Genomic DNA, 19,389 nt, shown 5'->3' on the forward strand with positions numbered 1-19,389 from the left:
CATGAAAAAACCGGGTAACTGCATACTTGTCATTTTTGGCGCATCTGGGGATTTGAGCAGAAGAAAATTGATTCCTTCTTTGTTCGATTTGCATAAGCTTGGTTTTCTTCCGGAGAATTTTTCCGTACTGGGAGTGGGCCGGTCCAAACTTTCGGATAGCAAATTCCGTGACCTCATGGTGGAAAGCGTAGAGGAATTTTCCGAGAGCAAACCGGTTGATGAAGAAAAACTGCAGAACTTTCTGAAAAAATTTCATTTCCTTTCCATGGACTCTTCCAACGGTGAGGATTTTGCAAGATTAAAATCCAAGCTGGAGACTCTGGACAAGCGCTACAAAATCGGTGGAAACTATATTTATTATCTGGCGGTCCCACCCAGCACTTACGAACCCATCATTCAAAACCTCGGGTTTCAGGGGTTGCAAAAGGAAAATTCATACCCCGCGGGTTGGAAGCGTTTGATCATCGAAAAACCCTTCGGGTATGACCTGAAATCGGCTTTGCATCTGATGAAAACCATGACCCGGATATTTCGTGAACCGCAGATTTATCGGATCGATCATTACCTGGGAAAAGAAACCGTGCAGAACCTTCTGGTATTCAGATTCGCCAACGGTATTTTCGAACCCTTGTGGAACCGGAATTATATCCACCATGTCGAAATCACTGCCGCGGAAAGTATCGGCGTTGAAGGGCGCGGACAGTATTATGACGGCGCCGGGGCGCTTCGCGATATGGTGCAAAACCATTTGATGCAGATCATGGGAGTCGTCGCCATGGAATCTCCCTCTTCCTTTGACTCCACGGCGGTACGCAATGAAACCGTCAAGGTGTTTCAATCTCTCAGAGAAATTCCCCGTGAGGAAGTGAGTGAATTTGCGGTTCGGGGGCAATACACCACTTCCGTCATAGACGGCGAAATTATCCCCGGTTACCGCGAGGAAGAAGGTGTCCCCGATGATTCCAGGATCGATACCTTTGCCGCGGTTAAGGTATTTATCGATAACTGGCGCTGGGGAGGGGTTCCGTTTTACATCCGCGCCGGGAAGAGGTTGCCCACACGGGTGACGGAGGTGGCCATCCATTTCAAGCCCACTCCGCATTTCCTGTTTGCCAAGGAAAGCAAAGAAAGCGGCGGGCTCAACCAGTTGATCATGCGCATTCAGCCGAATGAAGGTATCGTCCTGAAATTCGCCTTGAAAGTGCCCGGCGCCGGTTTTCACGTGCAGAACGTGAACATGGATTTTCATTATTCCGAATTGTCAAATACAAGGGTTGCGTCCGCCTATGAACGGTTATTGCTCGACTGTATGCTGGGCGACTCCACCCTGTATGCGCGGGGAGATGCGGTGGAAGCCTGCTGGCGGTTTGTTGATCCTATTTTGCAGGAATGGCAAAACAATCCGGAACTCAAAGTGCATGGCTATCCGGCGGGGACCTGGGGGCCCAGAGAGGCCAATGCCTTGTTTCATGAGCATGGTGTCGAGTGGCGCTACCCTTGCAAAAACCTGGTGGACGATGGTCTTGTGTGTGAGTTTTAGGTGGGTGCCGAGATAAAATTATTTCCAGACGCGGTGGCGTTAGCAGAAGCCCTGGCTGAGGAGTTGCTAGCCGCCTCCTTGCAGGCTGGAAAGGCGGGGCGTTCGTTCAACCTGGTGCTGGCGGGCGGAAGTACCCCGCGCGCGGTGTACGAATATTTTTCCCGGTCCGAGTTTAAAAAATCTATCCCCTGGGATGTCATTCATTTTTTCTGGGGAGACGAGCGCTCAGTCCCTGCCGATCATGAAGACAGCAACTACCGCATGACCCGGCAGGCTCTGCTGGACCCCCTCGCCATTCACCCGGAGAACATTCACCGCATTCACGGTGAAAACGATGCAAGCGATGAAGCCACTCGCTACGCCGAAGAGATCAAACGTCATTGCCATTTATACAATGGAGAAATGCCGCAGTTTGACTGGATTCTTCTGGGGTTGGGAACCGATGGCCACACCGCCTCCCTGTTTCCCGGCGTGAAAGCGATTGAAGACCCGTCAGGCATCTGTGCCGTTGCCGTTCATCCCGGGAGCGGGCAAAAACGCATCACCCTCACTTTAAAAGTTTTGAATCATGCCAGGCGCGTGTCCTTCATTGTCACCGGACAGGGAAAAGCCGAAGTGGTAGCTGACATCCTCAACCAATCCCCGCAAAGTCAACACTACCCCGCCGCCCACGTCCATCCCGAGCAAGGAACCCTCGAATGGTTTCTGGATGAGGAAGCGGCATCTACGATCAAAAAGAAATCCTGATCAGGAAACCAACACTTCAATCCGGTGGATTCCAGAAGTGCCGTTGGGGAAGGGATCGCGGAGATCGTCCTGCTGGATGCCGCTGTACTGGTCGGCGGCGCGCACGGCGATGCGGCAGCTCCCCGCACTCGGAAAGGCGCAGGGAAACGACCAGAACACCCACGAGGTGGGAGACAGGGGTTTTTCGAGTTTGGCGAGAGACCAGGTTCTTTCGCCGTCGATGGAAACCTGCACGTATTGAATTCCCCGGTCGCCGGCAAAGGCGATTCCGCGAATTACAGTTTGGCGGGAACGCAATACTTCGTTATTCTCCGGCGTGTCTATGCGTGAAATTATTTTGACTTTCGCCTGTTTGGACCATCCTTTTTCATGCCAATATCCTTTAGGATGGTGATTAGCAACTTCGATTTCTTTAATCCACTTCATCTGCTTGATGCCGTAGAGGCCGGGGATCAATAAACGCAGGGGAAAGCCGTGATTCAAAGTCAAAGGTTGCCCGTTCATTTTAGTGGCGAGCAGGGCGGAGGGGTGTTTGGCTTTTTTGAGAGGAATACTTTCGTAATACCCGTCCTCGGCTCTTAAAATAAGGGTGCTGGAAAAAAAATGCGGATCGGCTTCGTCGATCAAGTCCTTCAACAAAACTCCTTCCCACTCGGCGTTGCCGATGGCGCGTCCCCCGACGGGGTTGCCGATGCAGTTAAGGGTGATGATGCGTTTCACCGAGGGCCGGGACAGGATTTGTTTGTAGTCTAGCGTCAGCGGGTGATCCACTTTGCCTTTGACGGTCAAGCGCCAGTCTTTAGATCCCTTCCGCAATGATTTCGGCGGGCCTGAGGTGTCCTCGACATAGAATTCTTCTACCGGCGTGATGGGTAAGGGGTGCTTCCGCGTTTTGAATACGCGCGGCACCATATCCGCCAGGACTTTGAAGGGAAGGGTGAGTAGAAAGAAGGCAGTAAAAAACAGAAACCGTAGAAACCGCGACCGGGTCATTTTCCAATGCAGGGGGAACGAGCCCCCATTATCCGCAACAGGAGTCGGCTTTTTCAGCCGGTGTTTCTGAATCCAGATCGGTGACGATGAAATGCGCCGCATAGGGAGAGGTTTGCATCAACTCCGCCTGATCGGCATCGATGTCCACGGTCACCCCTACGTGGTACGTGTTGCCACCATGCGAAATGGAATCGAAGGGACCGGCGTAGGTGGCGGTGTATTCACTGCAACAGGAAGCGGATTTGGATTCGTTCAGTTTGAACGCTTCCAGGGTATAAGAATAAAATTTGATCCCCTCCACAATTTTCCACAGGTAGTCTTTTTTGATCTGGAAGCCGTGAAAGCCGTGGGGCCGTGCGGCATCCAGAAATTCGCCCAAGGTCAAGGCGCCGGAAATGCACTCGCCCCATAACTCCTGATGATTGCGCATTTCCTGGGGAACTTCTTTTTCGGAAATGATATCGGCGATGACAAACCTGCCGCCGGGTTTTAAAATCCGGTTGATTTCCTCAAACACTGCTTTTTTATTGGTGGAAAGGTTGATCACGCAGTTGGAGGTGACAAGGTCCACCGACTGGTCTTGAAGAGGAATGGCTTCGAGAAAACCTTTTTTGAATTCGACATTATTATAACCAAGGTTCTCAGCCACTGGGATGGCATTTGTTTGTGCGACTTTGAGCATTTCATCGGTCATGTCGATTCCGAAAACTTTGCCGGATTCGCCGACGAGTTTTGCCGCGATGAAGCAATCGATGCCGCCGCCGGAGCCCAGGTCGACCACGGTTTCTCCGGGTCGGATACTGGCTCGATTTACCGGACTGCCGCACCCGTAGGAAATGGCGCGGACTTCTTCGGGGATGTGGGAGAGATCGGCAGCATCGTATTGTGTCGGACAGCACAGGCTTTCCTGGGCGGAGACAGCCGCTTTTGAGTAAAAATTACGGACATCTTCCCTGGAAACATCATCAGTTTCATCGGAATCACAACACGATCTTCTTTCGTTCATTTTCCAATCCTCTCCAAAAATTTAATAGCTCATTTTTAATGACGAGCTTCGATCATTTTTTTTATTTTATCTTTTGATTCCTGAGGTAGCGTCGCATCTTTTTTAACTGGAAAATCTTCTCGGCCCAGGTTTTTTGACAGCGCACTGATGGTTTCCAGCTGTCCCTTATAATACAGACAAACCCCACACAGGGCCAAATGGATTCTGATCTTCAACCGTTTGATAAAAGAAACCCGGTGATCCATCATTTCTGAAATCAGGGGAGAGGTGTCCTTGCATGTCAGGTTCAGCCACCCCAATATAAAATTCATCAGTTTTTCCATAATAGAACTATTCCGAATTTTTTCCATCAAACCAGTGGATTTCCAGACATTTCTTCAGTTGGTTCCGCGCCCGGTGCAGAATAACCCATAAGTTGGTCGGTTTAATGTTGAATTCATTACAAATTTCTTCTGTGCTCAGCCCTTCGATCTCTCTGAGAACGAAAACTTGCCGTAACTTATCCGGTAAATGATCCATACAGGTGGTCAGGGCTTCTGTAAGTGCTTGATTTTCCGCGGATTTTTCCGGGTCCAAGCCCCAATGCTGGGGGGTTTCCTTCCAGTGCCCTGAGGGGTCATACTCAAAAGGGTCTTTATCTTCCTCGGGAGCCAGATCAAATGTTCTGTTTTTCTTAATTTCCCGGAAGTGGTCTAGAATTTTATGCTTTAAAATTCCGAACAGCCAGCTTTTTTCCGAGGATCGCCCGGCAAACGTGTGGGTGGCTTGCAGGGCGGCGAAAAACGTGACCTGCACGATTTCCTCGGCGGTCGGCGCATCCTTGACACGGACAAGAGTATAGCGGTACATGAGGTCCCCATACCGGTCCACCCATTGACTGGCGTCAATTTCCTGTTTATTCATTTGTTGATTGTTGGAACAAAAGTAATATTGCCTTGATCGCCTGCGGTCCACCCCATATACTTAAAAAATAATGGAGACCATAGACTCAGATGAATGCGCAAAAATTTTAAAGGCTTTAGGTGACGAGTCGCGGTTGAGAATTTTCCGTCTGCTTCTCCAGGGCGAGAGGAGTGTCTCAGACATTGTCCGCTCGCTGGACATCGTGCAACCACAGGCCTCCCACCACCTCTCGATATTACGTTCCTCCGGCCTGGTTGGTACGCGTCGGGAGGGCAATAAAATTATCAATTTTATCCATCCCGGAAAATATCATCTCACAAAAAAAGAAATAGGCATCCAACTGGGCTGTTGTTCCCTGAGTTTTGATAACGCCCGAAAACCATCGGCTTAGCCGCTGGTTTTTATCTCCTCAACGCAACAATTTCTTCAACTCCCCGAATACTTCACTGGATAGTTTTATCCTACCAGCTTTTCTTTAATTTTGACTTCATAAACTTGTTTCAGGAAAGATTTGAGGACCCTGAACGGATTAAAGGAGATGTCCAGAGGGATTTCCGCCAATTGGAAATCGGACACTTTCAATGCGTCCAGATTGTTTTCTCCCAGAATCTCGATGGCATCCAGATCATAAGTTCCAAATTCTTTAAGCCGGGCGGCTTCCAGGGCGTAGACTTTTTCCGGCGGCACACCCACGATTTCCGTGAGAACCCGATCCAGGGCGGTCAAATCCTGTCCCGCCGCCAACACTCCCAGGGGATAGGGCGTCCCGTTCGCGGGGCCCTGGCCCTGCATGGCCTGAATGCCGTCTACTATAGTTAAGCTGGGGTTGACATGTTTGGCGATGTCCACCAGCATCTTCCCGAATTTCACCTTGTCGTTGTTCACCAAACAATGAAGCACGGGTTTTCTTTTGCCGATCACCAATCCGAAAAGGTTTTTTATCGACAACGTCAGGGTCATCTGGCAATGCGACTTGAACTTGGGCAAATTGATGATGTGATCGTAATTCTGCAAGTTCCCTGCAATTTTGAGATGGGGAATACTTTCCTCTGTCAGCAAAGCCACCGGGTCTGAGAGCGGGACGATGTGCACGCCATATTTTTTAGCAAGAGGACCATAACCGGCTTTGCGGGCCACGGCAGGTAGACTTCCAAGTGCCGGGCTGTCACTGATGGCGATATGGTTTATGGATCGATCCTTGAGCACCCGACAAACCGCTTCGAGAAGCACGGGATGGGTGGTGACGCAGCGATCGGGCTTGAAGGCCCGCAGTAAATTGGGTTTGAGCAGAACTTTTTGCCCGGAACGAAACGGACGATCCGCAGAGTCAAACTCGCTAAAGCTATCCCGGACGAACTGCTCGACCTCATTGAGGTCATAACGTTCAATTTTCTTTAAAAGAATTCTGGTTTTCATTTTGATAATTATACCGGGATGGAGGCAAGAAACAACAAGCTTTGAAGTGATTTCTTCGGGTCAGGGTTGACCGTACAGCTGTTTGTAAACTCCGTGGTTTCGCGAGACATGCTTCACGTAGCCCCTGGTTTCCGGATAAGGGATAGATTCGATAAAAACATCGGGATCTTTAATGTCACGGAACCGTTCGAGCCATTTTTTCAGGACATGCGGTCCGGCGTTATAGGAAATAAGGATGTGAGTGCCATTTTTTCCAAATTTTTTGTGCAATTGGCTCAGGTATTTGATTCCCAGTTGAATGTTGAGGTCGGGGTCGAACAGAAGTTCCTTGGTAAAAGGGGGGTCATATGGGTCGGAGGCATACAACCGTTTTCCCGTTTCCGGCATGATTTGCATGACCCCTCGGGCTCCTGCCGGGGACAGGGATTGCGCGTCGAACAAACTTTCCTGGCGAATCAGTCCTTTGACAAAATAGGGATCGATATCATACCTCAGGGAAGCCTCCTGGATGGTTTCGGCGTAGGCAAGTGGAAAAAAATATTTCCAGAATTGTTCCGAGAGATCCTTCTCTCCATATTTGGAATGATAGTCTCTATAAAGATGAAGCAGGTGAACCGATTCTGAAAAGGCTCTTGCTTCATTATAAAGACTGGAAAGCCACATCACACCCGCCAGATTTTTTCTTACAGATTTTTGCAGAGTGGAAATTTCCCATTTGGCGTTTTTATAAAAGCCCAATTGGATCATTTCTCTTGCCCTGGTATGATGAATCTTTTCCTGTGGGGTCAGTGGGCGATCCAATCGAACGGAAGGCGTGTTCTCATTCATCAAAGCGACTTTTTTAACGCTGTAAGGGATCTGTTTTTTAGAGGGGGCCAAAACGGAATCGGCACTCACCCGCTCTCTGGCTCTTATCCCGTAATATGTATAAGGGTAATCTTGTGCAACGTCCCTGTAAATTTTATGGGCTGCCTTTTTCTTTCCCAATCCTTCCAGGGATTTCCCCTGCCAGAATAAATTGTATTCTATGAAATCTCCTTCAGGAAAATGCCTGGCATTTTCCCTGAACTGATCATGGGCTTTTTGATATTGGTTGCTGAGATAATGGATCCACCCCATGCGCCAGGCCGCCCATTGGGAATATTCGGCGTTGCCGAACTGGGCAACCACATGGTTGTATTGCTTGAGGGCTTGTTGATTCTGTTTATTCTCTTCATAAATTCGACCAATAATAAATTGCGATTTGATCGAAACATTAGAAACTTTGTTTTTCGTGTTGGACTTTTTTAAAAAATCAATGGCCGCCTGATCCTTGCCCAGATTCCACAGGTTGCGTCCGATTTGATATTGGACTTCATCTGCGCGGCTGTGTGTCGGATACTGTTTTAATAACGCTTTAAGTGTTTGATTGGCTTCCGATCTTTTTTTAAGGCCCTGATAGGCACTGGCCAGATAAAAATAATAGTTCTCAGGCATTTTGGGGCCGGGTGGGTTCGATTCCTGAATCTCCTGGATCACTTGCTCATAACGAACCCCAGCCAGAAGATTTTTAATTCTGAGAGACCGTTCATCGAGGGTAAGCGGAACGGAGGCAACGTCTGGCAGAGCCCCAAAACGTTTCATCTCCGGAAGCGCCTGCAAGGTGACGGGATCGGCTGGATGATGGATAAAGAGCTTTCGGTATAGAGTGTACGCTTTGCTGTTTTGTTGCAGTTCCTGGTGGAGTTCTGCCTGTTGCGATATTATTTTCGGGAGCGACTTTTTAAATTCCTCGATAGCCGAATTGGCGGAAATCCATTGGGCCACCTGATCCAAAGCGCTGATGGCCTGTTCGGTTTTCCCCAGTTTTTTTAAAATGTCCGCGTGCAGGAGTTGCACCTGGGGATAGATAACGGTTTCGGGAAAGTTTTGCAGCAAATGCGTTACCTGTTTCAGAGCGGCTTCGTTTTCTTCTTGCCGTGAAAATGCCTGCGCCAGAGAAAAGCGAACATAATCTTCTATTTCCGGATACTCCATCAGGCTTTTCAGAAATAACTCGACCGCTTTTTTTGTATTATTTTTTTCGAGATTGATATGCGCCAGGAGATAATGAGACCGTTTGATATTCTCCGGGTTGGAACCCGAATTGATACCGGCAAGCAGATGGTTTTCCGCTTTGGAATAATGCCCGAGGGTGAATTGCTGAACTCCCTTTTGATAGGACGATAATTCCTCTGTTTGCCCCGAAGTGGGGAAAGCGAAGCACAATACGCAAGCCAGCATCAAGGCGACGGACTGGGGCAGACAGGACAGAATTTTATCTCTCAGGCTTTCCGGCCCATCTGCTTTTCCGGCAGGAATGGGAATGGTGTCGGGAACTTTTTTAAACCAGGTGATCTGCCGCTTGGCGTAATGGCGGGTATCCCGTTTGATTTCATACACCGCCCGGTCCAGAGGTATGGAACCTTCCAGATGATTGATCACCTGGGCATAACCAATGCTGTTAAACGGTTTTAAAGTTTTACAAAATCCCCGGTTCAGGAGTCCCTTCACTTCATCGATAAGACCCATCGTCATCATTGCGTCCACCCGTTTATCAATATTGTCATACAGCTCCTGACGATCCCATTGGAGCAGGAACGTTTTTATGGGAAATTCATAGGTCGCGGGAATTTCCTCGTTGTGAAACTCAGAAAATTTTCTTCCGGTTTGGCGGTAGACTCCGAGCGCCCGTTCGATCCTGATCGCATCGGTTGTTTGGATCGACGTCGCATACACAGGATCTATTGCTTTCAGTTCTTCGTGCATGAACTCGACGCCTTTTTCGCGGATTTCGGATTGAATCGCATTTTTTATGTCCGTGGAAATGGGAGCCGCGCAATCGAAATCCTGAGTCAGCACCTTGATGTAGAGACCGGTGCCTCCAACGACAATGGGTATTTTACCCCGCCCAATAATTTCCCGCACTGCTTTCAGCGCTCTTACTTTAAAATCAAAGGCATTAAAATCTTCATCCGGTTCCAGAATGTCGATGAGATGATGAACCACGCGTTGCCGGGCCTCCGGTGGGGGCTTAGCGGTTCCGATATCAAAGTATTTATAGACCTGCATTGAATCGGCGTTGATGATTTCCGTATTGAGCTTTTCAGCTAACGCCATTGCCGTATCGCTCTTTTTCGATGTGGTTGGACCGGTCAGTATGATTAAAGGAATCATAGATAGTTCGCATCTCTTCCGTGTATGAGTTGTCTGCTTTGCACAGGGTGAGCGGAGGTTCCACGGCGCAGTCCACCTGGCAACCCTTGACCCCTTCTACCAGAAAAATTTTAGCATCCGCACCGCTTGTGCCATGAATAAAACGCAGGCGCGAAGGAAACACTGCATACTGTTTCATTTCAGAGAGCACCTCCGTCAACCGGTGCGGGGGGTATGCCAAGGCGATTTTGCCTCCCGGTTTCAATAGAGAAGCGCTTTGTTTCAGAATCGATTGCAGATTGAGTGAAAGTTCATGTCTGGCAATGGCCTTTTCCTCGTTAGGGTTGGTGCGTCCGGTGTTGATCTTCCGGTACGGCGGATTGGAGATGGCCAGATCAAAGGTTTCATTTCCCATCGTTGCCGCCACTTGCAAAAAATCCCCGTGGATCACCTGAATATGGCTTGAAAGTCCATTTTCTGCCACATTTTGTCGAGCCAGGTCGTGGAGTGACTTCTGAACTTCAACGGCGGTGATTTTCAACCCAGGCTCCAGGGTCATCAGGAGAAGGGAGATGATCCCGCATCCGGTTCCCACATCCAAAACCTGAAACCCCGGTTGTACCCGTATGAAGTCCGCCAACAGAAAGGGTTCAACGGAATACCGGTAACCTTGTGCGCTTTGTTCAATGATCATGGAAAATATGATTTTAAAGACATCTTTTATTCACAGGAGAACCATATATCTCATTGTAAATTAGCATTTTATAGGATTTTTGCTGCTTTGGCAATGAAGTCTTCTTTCGTCCTGAAAGGCTGGAGGATGTTTTCAGCGAACCGGGAAAAGGCAGTACTTTTTATTCCATCCTGCTAAAAGTATAGCAATAAATATTAAAAACGAGCCGTAAAACCCTTGTTTTTCCGTTCACAAAGAAATCTTCTCCTGTCACCCTGTTTTTAGCAGGCCGATTCGCGATTGCCTCCATACAACTATTTGTTATATAATAGTTTAATTCTAATTAGCTAGGAACTTCGGGGTGTTCGCGCGTCGAGTTTTGTCCTTCATTGCATTCATAAAGAGGCGACCGGATGGATTTTTTGGCAGTCGAACAGATTTGGGGAGTCTTCATGTTTTTCCTGGGTGCAGGGGTGTTGAATTTGTGCAATCGTTGGGAACGCCAGGACGAGGAGTGGTTGAAGGACCCGAGAAACAAATATAGAAAATCCAGAAGAAAAAATGATTTTGCCATCCCCACCACGGTTCGCGGGACGCTCATGACAATCACAGGAAGCCTGCTGTCATTTTCAGGGATAACGATGTTCTTTCTTCATATTCCTTTTAACTCAACAACAGGTAAATTTTATTTCTGAATTTACATGGGAACTGATGAATGCAAAATTTAAGTATTACTTTTTTAATGATAATTGCGCACACCGTATTTCAAAAATTTTGGAACTTGCTACAGGGCTTAATCTATCGAGCTCACACGGATTTTGGTTGTTGCCTATGCAAGTCGTAAGAACCCTTGGGAAGGAAAATGAAAAAGAAAATTTTGACCTTATTAAACAAGAAAAATATCACCCTTCTTTAAAAAGAACCTTTTTTGATAAGTTTAACTTGTTAAGCAAAAAGGAAAAAAGTGATTTTATTGGATTTTTTACTTTATCTAATCCAGAGCAAATAGAAACAGCAAAAACACTAAACACAAAAATACTCATCCTCATATTAGATTACCTTGATATACAAGTGGCTAAAGGAACGGCAAAGGATAAAGACGAAAAAATATTGAATCATTTGCAAACCCAGCGCTCATTAATCCTAAGCCAGCTTTGGAGCTATCCAACGAAATCCATTAAAGAATACGAGGAGAAAGGATATCAATCTAACTCTTTATTAACATCGCAACCTGCTTCTGTAGTAAGAGCAGGCTTTGGAAGAAGAGAGGGGTCTAGTTTTATTAGAACCAGCTATCGGGTAGCTAATAATGATTTTTTAAATATTTCTAACCCCGGTCAGGAAATTTCAAAGTTCATTATGGGCGAAGTGGAAACCGAAATTACCGAGAAATCTGCAAGATTGACTAAAGCGACTTTGATAGATATTGTTAATTTTAATACCAACCCTCTACCAATTAGGGTTACTAAAGAGTTCTCGTGGGGTATGAAAGTTGATTATTCTCCCAGGAGTGATGTTTGCTCTAATTGTTCCACTTTAGGGGTAGAGCCTAAGGGAGGTATTGCTACCCGATTAAATAGTCAATTAATGCTGTATGGATTGACAGGAGGACGAATTCATACCAAACAAGGAAATCGGGGAATTTTTACCTGGGTGTCTGAGGTCGGTGCATTTATTAATATAACGAGAAACATTCTATTAGGGCTCTCTGCAAATTATTATAATGACCCAATTTTAGGCCATTCAGAATATATTCTTAAAGGGAACGTGGGGTTTAATATGTCTCGAAACTATGATTTTAGGGTATCGGTGGAGAGTGATGGGGAAGACATGGTATCTCAGATCAATGTAGGATATTTTTTTGACTGATTATTTAGGGAAATTTTTTATCATTCCGATGTATCTCAAAATAGAGTGCATTATTTTTTGAACTATTTCCCCAATCAAAATGGCCAGAACCCCGGCTTCTTTTCCGTGAGCAGGGTAGCGATGGATTCTTTTTCATAAATCACCGGGTATTGGCGCAAGGTGACGAGATATCCGTCCTTGGGGGCGGAATATTCCTCAAGAGTTTCTCCCGAATAAATTCCTCTCAGCTCTCCCAGCTTTTGTCCCTGTTTCAGAAAGCTTCCGACCGGTACCTCCGGGATAAACAGCCCGGCATGCGATGAAACCACATGACACTGCCCAGCTTGCGGATAAATTTGCAGTTGGGGTTTTTCCTTCTTCTTTCTGACGGTAGAAAGTACGCCTGTGTGCACCATCAAGTCGATGAGGCCATCCAACAGGGCATCGCCCAATGGCCGATCCAGAGCGCCGGGTTTTCCTGCAGAGAGGATGAGAGAGGGAATACTGTTTTCCAGCCAGTGATAAAACAGGCTCAATTTGAAATTCGAGGTCGGGATAAGTTCCTGAACCATTTCCAGCCCCAGGCTTTGCGCCATCTTTTTGCTGGCGCGGTTGGGATCGACTAGTTGCACATGAGGTGCGTCTTCATAATGGGGGTGCGCCGTTTTGAGGAGGATCGCATGCGTCGAATCTACGGTGTGGGTATAGAGGGAGCGGGCGATTTGCTCCGCGCCCTCGCCTTTATCGTTTCCTGGAAAAGCCAGGTCAAGATCGAGATCATCGAAAGACCACAACCGCTCCCCCGATTGCACCGCATGGACATTCACCACGGGAAATATTTGCACCTGTCCTTTTAATTTAAAATCGGGCTCATGCCCTGCCACGACACTATCCAGAAAGCGGGTCAGGAGGGAATTGATATACAGTCCGTTCACCTGGTCGCCGTGCATGCCGCTGACGATGGAAAGGATGTTGTCGGAGGGTTTACCGCCCACCCAGGAGTTTTTGCAAAGCGTAACGTCGCCGCTAAAAGGAGATGAAATGGATAGCAGGGTTTCTTTCACTGGGGGCTGGTTTCTTTTAAGGCGATTCGGGCCAGTGTCGCTCCCTCATAAGTCACCGGTTGTTCCCTGAGGGTGAACAGCACCCCGCTTGCGGGAAAGGTGACTGTTTCCAGCGTTTTTCCTTGCACGGCATCGATGATTTTCCCCAGCGGTTCCCCCTTGTTCACATGGTCTCCCAACGCGACGTTGCTGATGAACAAACCGGAATGGTTGGCCTGCACCAGTGCGACCTGTCTGGGGTTGACCCGTAGAGATTGTTTCACCTGCTGAGGGGGGCCTTCAAGCTTGAGGACGCCTGTCTGCCGCATCAGATGGATCATGCCCTGCAAAATCTGCTCGCAGAAGCCCTGATGGATACGCAGGCTGATGCCTGTCTCCACGACGAGGGTGGGGATTTTCCTGTGGTTGAGGTTGTAGCCCAGGGTCGATTCAAATACCGGGGCCGAAGGGTGTACCCAGATCAGATCCATATTGCACAAAGCGGCGAGGGGAACGAGCTTTTTGTCGAACCCTTCAATGATGCGGATTTGTGGCAGTTCTCTCAGGTGCAGATTGCTGGCATGAAAATCCACCACGATATCCGATACGGCTTGCAAGTCATCCAGAAGCGCCGTTGCGAGTTGGGCGGTGAAAGACGCGTCGTTATTGTCTCCCATTTGCCGGTTCATGTCGTTTTTAAAAAAAGGCGAGAGCCGGGACGTGCATCCCAATGCCTGCGTATTCACCGCCGGGTAAACATGAATCTCACCCAGAAAGGCTTGCGGTTGGGTGTTTTTGAGTTGCTGAAGGGTTTCGATGAGCCGGTGACAAAGGTACACCCCTTCCAGTTCGTCTCCGTGCAGACCCGCCACAAAAGAAATGCGTTTGCCCGGTTTATCCCCGGCGGCGGTAAAGGTCTGCTTGATAATTTCCACCGGCCTGCCCAGCGGACTTTTAAAGGATACGACGGTTTGAGTTTTCAATCTCTTATTTTCCACCCTGAGGTGGGGGCAGGGCGGGGCCCTTTCGCTTTGCTGGTTTCATGTTGGGTCCGCTGTGTTTTTCTTTTTGATCTGGATTTCCAAGATGTCGATTTTGCGCTTGAGCGTATTGCGGTTGATCCCCAGAGCTTTTGCCGTCGGCACCTGTTTGCCGGAATAATGGGTCAAAAGAATTTCAAACAGGTGTTTTTCCAGGGACTGCACCAGGCGGTCGTGCAGGTTATCTTCCTCGTTCCATTCGTTCGCCGACAAATAGTCCTTTATCAGTTGGTCCAACCTTTTTTCCCACAGCTCGTTGGCGGAAGCCGTGTCCCGGTGTTCATTTGCCAGATGAGAGGGAAGGTGGTCTGGCAAAATAGGGCCTGAAACAGCGAGAACCAGAGCCCGCCTGATCACGTTTTCCAACTCGCGGATGTTTCCCCGCCAGGAGTGGTGGGTGATCAGTCGCTCGGCCTCAGGCGAGAGATAAACTTCTCCTTTGGTCAGGCCTGCGGAAAACTTTTTTAAAAAATGATTTGCCAGTAAAGGCACATCTTCCAGACGCTCCCTTAAGGGAGGCATGTGGATGTGGGTGACGTTGAGACGGTGATACAGGTCTTCCCGGAAGCCCTTCCTTTCCATTAACTCTTCAAGGTTCTGGTTGGTGGCGGCGAGGATGCGAACGTCCACCCGCACCGGCTCTTTGCCGCCGACCCGGTAAAATTCATGATCCTGCAAAGCCCGTAAAATTTTTGCCTGCAGGGATAATTCCATATCGCCGATTTCATCGAGGAAAAGCGTGCCGCTGTTTGCCAGTTCAAACTTTCCGTGTTTGAGTTCCCCGGCCCCGGTAAAGGCGCCTTTTTCATGGCCAAACAATTCCGATTCCAGCAATTCCCTGGAAATAGCCGCGCAGTTGATGCAGATAAAAGGCCGGCCCTTGCGTTTGGAATAATAATGCAAGGCTCTGGCGACCATTTCCTTGCCCGTGCCGCTCTCGCCGGTGATAAGCACTGGCAAGTCCGTTTCGGCCAATTGGCCGATGGCTTTAAAAACCGGCTGCATTTTTTTACTTTTTCCAATGATGGTGTCCACCGTAAAATCGGTGGACTCTTTTTCAATCGGTGTTGTGGGCGGCGCCTGGATACTTTGGCTGATAACGGCTTTGTCTATGAGGGCGTAAATTTCATCAAAGTCGAAGGGTTTGCTGATGTAGTCGTGCGCCCCTTTACGCATCGCCTCGATGGTATTGTTCATCGTGTCCTGTGCGGTCATCACGACGATTTTGAGATCCGGTGTTATTTCCCTGGCCCGCTCCAGCAGTTCCAACCCGGTCAGGCCTTCCATAAAGATATCGGTGAACACCATCAGGTAGTCATTAGTTCGAATTTTTTCGAGAGCTTCTTCACCGCTGACCGCAGTGTCCACCCGGAAATTTTTCTTCTCCAAAGCTTTTTTAAACACCCAGCGGATGTTTTCTTCATCATCGACGATCAAAATTTTATGGTTATTTGCCATAGCCTTATTTTATCACCTTTGTCGGACAGGAAGAAATACCTGTACGGTGGTTCCTAAGCCTTCTTCGGACGTGATTTTGATCTTGCCGCCATGATTCTCAACGATTTTAAGGGAAATGGGCAGTCCCAGTCCACTGCCCTTATTTTTTGTGGTGAACAGGGGAGTGAACAGGTTTTTCATCGTGGCCGCGTTGATTCCCGTTCCCGAATCGATGATTTCCACCACGATACTTTGCCCGGCGGCGGAACAGGATTCGGTCTTTATTGAGTAGCCGGTGCTGACATGGGTCATTAACTGGATTCTGCCTTTACTCGATGAGGCTTCAACGGCGTTTTGGATCAGGTTGTAAAAGACCTGTTTCAACTGGTCTTCATCGGCGTTAATGAGCGGCAGGCTGGGGTCGTAAACCTGCTCCAGCCGGAGTTGTTTTTCGGCGACGGATTCTCGCTCGACCAGAAGAATGTCATTTAAAACTTTATGGATGTTGATTTCACTTAGTTTCAACTCCTTGGGCCGGGTGAAATTCATCATCCGTGCGATCAACCGATTGATCCGGTCCACCTCGGAAATAACCACATCGAGATATTCCTGTTGTTCCGGGTTTTCCAGTTCCTGTTGCAACAATTGCGCGGACGCTCGAATGCCTCCCAGAGGATTCCTGATTTCATGCGCCATGCCCAGGGCCAGAAACTCAATATTGGTGAGATGGTCGCGGTTGTGGGAGAACTGCTCCAGTTCCTTCAGGAGGCTCATATCCTTGACCAAAAGGAGGGCCGCCTGAGCCCGCCCTTGTTCGTCGAAAAACGGGGAGAGGGTCAAGCTGGCGGGAAATGAGTTCACAGGGCTCCTTTGGAATCCCTGGCACTCCACATCGCGGTAGGAAGCTCCCGTGGTCAGTACCTGCTGTATTTTTTCCAGCAGCTCTGGCTGGTCTGGAAAAAGTTGGGAACAGGGTTGACCTTCAAAGGACTCCCTGGAGCGGCGGAACATTTCTTCAACGGCTGGATTGCTTTTCAGGATCGTCAGATCCCCGGAGATCAGGAGAATGCCATCGATAAGAGAAGAGAATATATTTTGAAACAAACTGTCTCCCTGGGCGGAGGCCAAAATTACTTTGAGGTTTTAGTTTTTTTTGGTTTTCGCCCCCCTGCATAAGGGCTTTTCGCGGTGGACTTTTTAGCAACTGGCTTGGCGGCAGGCTCGGCGGGCTTGGAGGGTTTAGCCTCCGGCTTTTGAGGGGCACTCTCCGCTTTTGCGGCAGGGGCTTCTGTCGTGCCGGGTGTAGCCGGTGAGTCTTTATCCCAACCCTGTTTTCGGGAGTCCGAAGGGTAGTCGTTCACATACCAGCCGGACCCTTTCAAGATGAATCCAGAAACTGAAACCAGCCGTTTAACTTTGCCGTCACAGCCATTCTCTCCATGTTTTTTCAGGGGTTTGGCAGATATGGGCTGAATTATCTCAAATGTTGTACGGCATTTTTCACATTCATATTCGTAAATAGGCATCGATTGCTGACTCCTTGGCAGCGGCTTTAATAAATTATTCTATAGTACAGGATAAAATTCAAACGATGAAATAGCAAGATTTCCGCTGATCTTTGCTGAAAAAAATCAATGATTTGAAAGGAAGGGTCAAACCTCTGTCAGCCATTTATCGAATTTCGGGTTTTCGCCGCGAACGATGTCAAAAAACGTTTTTTGAATCCGGTCGGTAACGTCCCCTTTTTTCCCCGACCCGATAACCCGGTTATCCACTTCCCGGACCGGAGTGATTTCCGCCGCAGTCCCTGTAAGAAAAATTTCATCGGCGATGTACAGCTCATCCCGGGTGATGCACCGCTCCTTCAAAGGAATATTCATATCTTTGCAGATTTCAATCACTGCATCGCGGGTGATTCCGTCCAGGTTGGAACAGGAGAGGGAAGGCGTGCTGAGGGTCCCTTTATGAAGCAGGAATATATTTTCTCCCGAACCTTCAGCGACGAATCCGTTGGTGTCCAGGAGGATCGCCTCGTCATAACCGTCCTGAACCGCTTCCGCCTTGGCCATGATGGAATTGATGTAATAGCCGCAGGCCTTGGCTTTGGTCATGCTGATATTGACATGGTGCCTGTTAAATGAGGAGATACGCACCCGAATCCCCTTATTGAGGCCATCCTCGCCGAGATAAGCGCCCCAGGGCCAGGCGGCTACGGCGACCCTTACATCGACCCCTCTTGGGTTCAATCCCATTTTATTGTCTCCCAGGAAGACAATGGGACGGATATAGCATTCATCCAGCCGGTTCTTCCTCACCACATCCAGGATCGTATTAAAAATATCCTCTTTCGTATAGGGGATTTGGATTCCTAAAATAGTTGCGGAATTGAACAGACGGTCGACATGCTCTTGAAGCCGGAAAATGACCGATTTTTTCTTGTTCGTCTGATAACAGCGAATCCCCTCAAAGACTCCAAACCCGTAATGCAGGGTGTGGGTCAGGACATGAACATTGGCTTCGTGCCAGGGGACCAGTTTGCCATCCAGCCAGATTATTTCAGATTTTTCCAATGTCAAACCTCAAAGGAAGCAGTTAATGAAGTAAATTTAGATATTATGGACCCTTTACAATAAAATCAAGGCAAATAAATTCATTGACATGGTAATATAGGTTTGTTAGTTTTCACCTTCCATTGCGGGCCGCTAGCTCAGTTGGTAGAGCACTTGACTTTTAATCAAGTGGTCGAAGGTTCGATCCCTTCGCGGCTCACTTTTTTTTGACAAAGGATATCAGAGCGTCCCCATCGTCTAGCCTGGCCCAGGACACCGGCCTTTCACGCCGGCGACGCGGGTTCGAATCCCGCTGGGGACGCCAATTTCCCGAAGTTAGTTTTATGGTTTCCCCCATCTTGATAATCCAGTTATTGGGCTTGGCAATTTGGTTGTTCCTTTCTGCTCCCGTTTTCGCGCAAGCCGTTCCTGGAGATTCCCACTCAAAGCCAACCGGCTCCCTTTCCATCGACACCCCTGATAGCCTGCAAAAAAATTCTTTGACTCCAAAAATAAGTCAGGGATTAATGAATATTTACAAGGCTTATAAAGTTCACGAGCAGGAAGGTTCAGGAAATTCGGCACAGGCGGAAACTCCGGGGCAGTCAACGCTTCAAATTTCCGACGGATTTGTGGTCATAGACGCAATCGCATCTAAAAATGCAGGGACCCTGAAAACGGACCTGGAGGCCCTGGGTTTGAAAAAATCCGCACTATCTGGTCGTGTGGTTTCCGGCTTGTTCCCCATTTCTGAAATCCCAAAACTGTCTGCCTTGAAGAGTCTGAAATCCGTCCGGGCTTCTTTGGCGAAAACGCATAATATCCCAGGTTCAACGAAAGGCACCCGCTAGGGTTCCTAATAGAATATTGCTTTTCTGCCAAAACCCTCAACCTGGCAGAATAATAAGACTAAAGCCTGAACAATTTATTTACGTAAAGTACATGTGTAATAGCGTAATGTGCTTTGAGTATGATTTTTGGGTTGAGGATTATCGACATCTGAAAATCTTAATAGACGAA

Annotated in this window: 19 protein-coding genes and 2 tRNA genes; 8 read left to right on the top strand and 13 right to left on the bottom strand. The window is 48.3% G+C overall.

Going from position 1 to position 19,389, the window contains the following annotated elements:
* Position 1: 1 nt before the first annotated feature.
* Both zwf and pgl read left to right on the top strand, forming a co-directional pair.
* Positions 2-1,540, top strand: coding sequence for a glucose-6-phosphate dehydrogenase (gene zwf / locus O3C58_06090; protein ID MDA0691431.1), 1,539 nt, complete (start codon positions 2-4; stop codon positions 1,538-1,540).
* The gene (gene pgl / locus O3C58_06095) at positions 1,541-2,287 is read left to right on the top strand and encodes a 6-phosphogluconolactonase (protein MDA0691432.1); all 747 of its coding nucleotides are present in this window, start codon (positions 1,541-1,543) and stop codon (positions 2,285-2,287) included.
* On the opposite strand, the gene O3C58_06100 is transcribed toward pgl, so the two are convergent.
* Genes O3C58_06100 through O3C58_06115 form a run of 4 tightly spaced genes read right to left on the bottom strand, consistent with a single transcriptional unit; the run spans position 2,288 to position 5,189 of the window.
* The gene (locus tag O3C58_06100) at positions 2,288-3,382 is read right to left on the bottom strand and encodes a molybdopterin-dependent oxidoreductase (GenBank protein ID MDA0691433.1); all 1,095 of its coding nucleotides are present in this window, start codon (positions 3,380-3,382) and stop codon (positions 2,288-2,290) included.
* Positions 3,309-4,286 carry a methyltransferase domain-containing protein gene (locus O3C58_06105; protein MDA0691434.1) on the bottom strand — a complete coding sequence of 326 codons (978 nt, stop codon included), beginning with the start codon at positions 4,284-4,286 and terminating at the stop codon, positions 3,309-3,311. The genes O3C58_06100 and O3C58_06105 overlap by 74 nt, the downstream gene beginning before the upstream one ends.
* Before the next feature lie 35 nt (positions 4,287-4,321).
* Positions 4,322-4,609 (bottom strand): hypothetical protein, encoded by a 288-nt coding sequence (locus tag O3C58_06110; protein MDA0691435.1) that lies wholly within the window; start codon positions 4,607-4,609, stop codon positions 4,322-4,324.
* A gap of 7 nt (positions 4,610-4,616) precedes the next feature.
* Positions 4,617-5,189: a sigma-70 family RNA polymerase sigma factor gene (locus O3C58_06115; protein MDA0691436.1), complete on the bottom strand. Its 573-nt coding sequence runs from the start codon at positions 5,187-5,189 to the stop codon at positions 4,617-4,619.
* A 70-nt stretch (positions 5,190-5,259) separates the two neighbouring features.
* Here O3C58_06115 and O3C58_06120 point away from each other — a divergent pair, with 70 nt between their 5' ends.
* Complete coding sequence (locus tag O3C58_06120) at positions 5,260-5,580, top strand: metalloregulator ArsR/SmtB family transcription factor (protein MDA0691437.1); 321 nt, start codon at positions 5,260-5,262, stop codon at positions 5,578-5,580.
* Between the two features lie 65 nt (positions 5,581-5,645).
* Here O3C58_06120 and O3C58_06125 read toward each other — a convergent pair whose 3' ends face one another.
* Genes O3C58_06125 through O3C58_06135 form a run of 3 tightly spaced genes read right to left on the bottom strand, consistent with a single transcriptional unit; the run spans position 5,646 to position 10,473 of the window.
* Complete coding sequence (locus O3C58_06125; protein ID MDA0691438.1) at positions 5,646-6,605, bottom strand: DUF362 domain-containing protein; 960 nt, start codon at positions 6,603-6,605, stop codon at positions 5,646-5,648.
* A gap of 60 nt (positions 6,606-6,665) precedes the next feature.
* On the bottom strand, positions 6,666-9,800 hold the full coding sequence (gene miaA, locus O3C58_06130; GenBank protein ID MDA0691439.1) for a tRNA (adenosine(37)-N6)-dimethylallyltransferase MiaA: 3,135 nt from the start codon (positions 9,798-9,800) through the stop codon (positions 6,666-6,668).
* Positions 9,730-10,473 carry a tRNA1(Val) (adenine(37)-N6)-methyltransferase gene (locus O3C58_06135; protein MDA0691440.1) on the bottom strand — a complete coding sequence of 248 codons (744 nt, stop codon included), beginning with the start codon at positions 10,471-10,473 and terminating at the stop codon, positions 9,730-9,732. The genes miaA and O3C58_06135 overlap by 71 nt, the downstream gene beginning before the upstream one ends.
* 392 nt (positions 10,474-10,865) lie before the next feature.
* Between O3C58_06135 and O3C58_06140 the strand changes: the two genes are divergently transcribed.
* Both O3C58_06140 and O3C58_06145 read left to right on the top strand, forming a co-directional pair.
* Complete coding sequence (locus O3C58_06140) at positions 10,866-11,147, top strand: hypothetical protein (GenBank protein MDA0691441.1); 282 nt, start codon at positions 10,866-10,868, stop codon at positions 11,145-11,147.
* A gap of 16 nt (positions 11,148-11,163) precedes the next feature.
* Positions 11,164-12,321, top strand: coding sequence for a DUF4105 domain-containing protein (locus tag O3C58_06145; GenBank protein ID MDA0691442.1), 1,158 nt, complete (start codon positions 11,164-11,166; stop codon positions 12,319-12,321).
* A 74-nt stretch (positions 12,322-12,395) separates the two neighbouring features.
* On the opposite strand, the gene O3C58_06150 is transcribed toward O3C58_06145, so the two are convergent.
* The 6 genes from O3C58_06150 to O3C58_06175 all read right to left on the bottom strand — a co-directional run bounded on the left by O3C58_06150 (position 12,396) and on the right by O3C58_06175 (position 18,396).
* The gene (locus tag O3C58_06150; protein ID MDA0691443.1) at positions 12,396-13,364 is read right to left on the bottom strand and encodes a succinylglutamate desuccinylase/aspartoacylase family protein; all 969 of its coding nucleotides are present in this window, start codon (positions 13,362-13,364) and stop codon (positions 12,396-12,398) included.
* Positions 13,361-14,326 (bottom strand): M14 family metallopeptidase, encoded by a 966-nt coding sequence (locus O3C58_06155; protein MDA0691444.1) that lies wholly within the window; start codon positions 14,324-14,326, stop codon positions 13,361-13,363. The genes O3C58_06150 and O3C58_06155 overlap by 4 nt, the downstream gene beginning before the upstream one ends.
* Before the next feature lie 57 nt (positions 14,327-14,383).
* Positions 14,384-15,841: a sigma-54 dependent transcriptional regulator gene (locus O3C58_06160; GenBank protein MDA0691445.1), complete on the bottom strand. Its 1,458-nt coding sequence runs from the start codon at positions 15,839-15,841 to the stop codon at positions 14,384-14,386.
* Between the two features lie 12 nt (positions 15,842-15,853).
* Positions 15,854-16,924: an ATP-binding protein gene (locus O3C58_06165; GenBank protein ID MDA0691446.1), complete on the bottom strand. Its 1,071-nt coding sequence runs from the start codon at positions 16,922-16,924 to the stop codon at positions 15,854-15,856.
* A 26-nt stretch (positions 16,925-16,950) separates the two neighbouring features.
* The gene (locus O3C58_06170) at positions 16,951-17,346 is read right to left on the bottom strand and encodes a zinc ribbon domain-containing protein (protein ID MDA0691447.1); all 396 of its coding nucleotides are present in this window, start codon (positions 17,344-17,346) and stop codon (positions 16,951-16,953) included.
* Positions 17,347-17,472: 126 nt separating this feature from the next.
* On the bottom strand, positions 17,473-18,396 hold the full coding sequence (locus tag O3C58_06175; protein MDA0691448.1) for a branched-chain amino acid transaminase: 924 nt from the start codon (positions 18,394-18,396) through the stop codon (positions 17,473-17,475).
* A 120-nt stretch (positions 18,397-18,516) separates the two neighbouring features.
* Between O3C58_06175 and O3C58_06180 the strand changes: the two genes are divergently transcribed.
* The 3 genes from O3C58_06180 (at position 18,517) to O3C58_06190 (ending at position 19,220) form a co-directional block, all read left to right on the top strand.
* Positions 18,517-18,589: transfer RNA gene (locus tag O3C58_06180), tRNA-Lys, on the top strand.
* 27 nt (positions 18,590-18,616) lie between these two features.
* Positions 18,617-18,694: transfer RNA gene (locus O3C58_06185), tRNA-Glu, on the top strand.
* 19 nt (positions 18,695-18,713) lie between these two features.
* Positions 18,714-19,220 carry a hypothetical protein gene (locus O3C58_06190; protein MDA0691449.1) on the top strand — a complete coding sequence of 169 codons (507 nt, stop codon included), beginning with the start codon at positions 18,714-18,716 and terminating at the stop codon, positions 19,218-19,220.
* The last annotated feature ends 169 nt before the right edge of the window (positions 19,221-19,389 follow it).

This window comes from Nitrospinota bacterium, from assembly GCA_027619975.1.
In the GTDB taxonomy this organism is placed as follows: domain Bacteria; phylum Nitrospinota; class Nitrospinia; order Nitrospinales; family VA-1; genus JADFGI01.